The sequence below is a fragment of the Rhizobacter sp. P5_C2 genome (assembly GCF_054049715.1).
The window spans coordinates 1-2,285 of sequence record NZ_JBFULV010000225.1 but is presented as its reverse complement, the minus strand read 5'-3'; the positions used below and the strand labels follow the sequence as shown (position 1 = coordinate 2,285).

The following is a 2,285-nucleotide window of genomic DNA, read 5'->3' as shown; positions in this document are numbered from 1 at the left end:
GCCGGCAGGTACTCGCCGCAGACGCGGGCGCGGCCGTCGCGCGCCGCGAAATCCACCCGGTCGAAGGCCGCCAGGCCGCGCGCCGGCGGTTTCGGCCGGGCTCGGGTGTGACGGTGCGCCAGCGCCAGGCAGGCCGCTGCATAGGCGAGAGCGCCTGTGAGCGCGACGACCGTCCCTGCCGAGCTGATGTCCACGATGAAAAGGTCTCCCTGAGCGAAACCCAGTGTCCGATTGCACGACCGGGCCGTCCTTCAAAAGCCTGAAGCGGGCCTGAATCGTTCTGAAATCGGCGGCATCGCGTAAATTCGCCGCCTTGGAGGATCCCCTTGCCTGACCACTACCGCTTCGGACGCATCGCGCTGAACCCGGCCACCCGCCAGCTGCTGGTCGACGGCCGGCCCGCGCTGCTGGGCTCGCGCGCGTTCGACCTGCTGCAGGCGCTGGTCGAGCGCAGCGACCGGCTGGTGTCCAAGGGCGAACTGCTGGACCTCGTCTGGCCCGGCCTGGTGGTCGAGGAGAACAACCTGCAGGTGCACGTCTCGGCGCTGCGCAAGCTGCTGGGCACGCAGGCCATCGCGACGGTGCCCGGGCGCGGCTACCGGTTCACGATGGCGGCGCAGGCGCCCGCCCCGGCGGCGGCACCGTCACCCGCACCGGTGGCCGCACTGGCCGCGCGCGACGCACTGCCCGAGCGGCCGGTTGCACTGGTCGGGCGCGACCGCGAGCTGGCCGAGCTGCTGGCGCAACTGGACGGCTCGGGCCTGGTGACGCTGGTCGGCCCCGGCGGCATCGGCAAAACCACGCTCGCCCGCGCCGCCGCCCAGGCGCGGCGGCGGACCTGGGCCGACGGCGTCGCGTGGGTCGAGCTCGCGTCGCTCACCGATGCCTCGCTGATCGGCGGCGCGGTCGCGCAAGCCTTGTCGCTGCAGCTCGCGGTGGGCGGCGATGCGCAGGCCGCACTGCTGTCGTCGATGAAGAACCTGCAAGGCCTGCTGGTGCTCGACAACGCCGAGCACCTGCTCGACGGCCTCGCGCCGCTGGTGCAGGCGCTGCAGCAGGGCGCGCCCGGGCTGCGCATCCTGGTGACGAGCCAGGTGCCGCTGCACCTCGCCGGCGAGCGGCTGCAGCGCACCGAGGCGCTGGCGGTGCCGCCCGACGGCAGCGCCGCCGAGCCGGCGCTGCAGCACGGCGCGGTGGCGCTGTTCTGCGAGCGCGCAAGGGCGGTCGACCGCCGCTTCGCGCTGACCGACGCCAATGTCGGCGCGGTGACCGAGATCTGCCGCCGGCTCGACGGCGTGCCGCTGGCGCTGGAACTGGCGGCGGCGCGCGTGCCGCTGCTGGGCGTCGCCGGCATCGCCTCGCGGCTGGACGACCGCTTCCGCCTGCTGGCCAGCAGCACGCGCGGCACGCCGACGCGCCAGCAGACGCTGCAGGCGGCGCTCGACTGGAGCCTCGCGCTGCTGGCGCCGGCGCAGCGCGCGTTGTTCGATTCGCTCGGCGTGTTCGCCGGCGGCTTCACGCTGCCGCTGGCCGGCGCGGTGCTGGCCGACGGCAGCGACCCCGACGGCTGGACCGCGATCGACGGGCTGGCACTGCTGTCGGACCACTCGCTGGTGCAGGTCGGCGCCGGCGATCCGCCGCGCTATGCGCTCAGCGAGAGTGCGCGGGCCTATGCGCAATCACGCCTGGCGGACGACCCGCGCACGCAGGCATTGCGCGGCCGGCATGCCCGCGCGCTGCGCGCGTTCTTCGCCGGCGCGCAGGGCGACTGGCTGCGCATGGCGGATGCGCCATGGCTGGCGCTCTACGAACCCGAGCTCGACAACCTGCGGGCCGCGCTCGCGTGGTCGCTGCAGCACGACCCCGAGACGCTGGTGGCGCTGGTCGGCGCGGCCGCGCCGCTGTGGCACCACCTGTCGCTGCACGCCGAGGCCCGACGCTGGCACGAGCTCAGCGAGGCGATGGTCGATGACAACGTTCCCAAGCCGCTGGCCGCCGCCTGGTGGCGGGCCGCGCAATGGGTGTGGGCCGAAGCCTCGCCGGGGCGCTCGCGCGGCGCGGCCGATCATGCGCAGTCGCTGTTCCGCGCGCTCGGCGACGAGCACGGGCTGTACGCGCAGCTGACCGGGCTGGCGGGCTTGTGGCAGGTGCCGAACCCGGCGGCGCGTGCCGCATTGGACGAGGCGCTGACGCTGGAGCGCCTGGACTGGCCGGCACGCGAGCGCGCCTGGGGCCAGCGCGCGCGGGCCGACGTGGCGCGCGCCGAAGGCCGCCTGGCCGACAGC

At 74.9% G+C, this 2,285-nt stretch carries 2 protein-coding genes; one reads left to right on the top strand and one right to left on the bottom strand.

Going from position 1 to position 2,285, the window contains the following annotated elements:
* Positions 1-194: hypothetical protein (locus tag ACXJLU_RS33160; RefSeq protein ID WP_457337976.1), on the bottom strand; the 194-nt coding region annotated here is incomplete at its 3' end.
* 132 nt (positions 195-326) lie between these two features.
* Here ACXJLU_RS33160 and ACXJLU_RS33155 point away from each other — a divergent pair.
* On the top strand, positions 327-2,285 hold a 1,959-nt coding region (locus ACXJLU_RS33155; protein ID WP_457337975.1), incomplete at its 3' end, for an ATP-binding protein.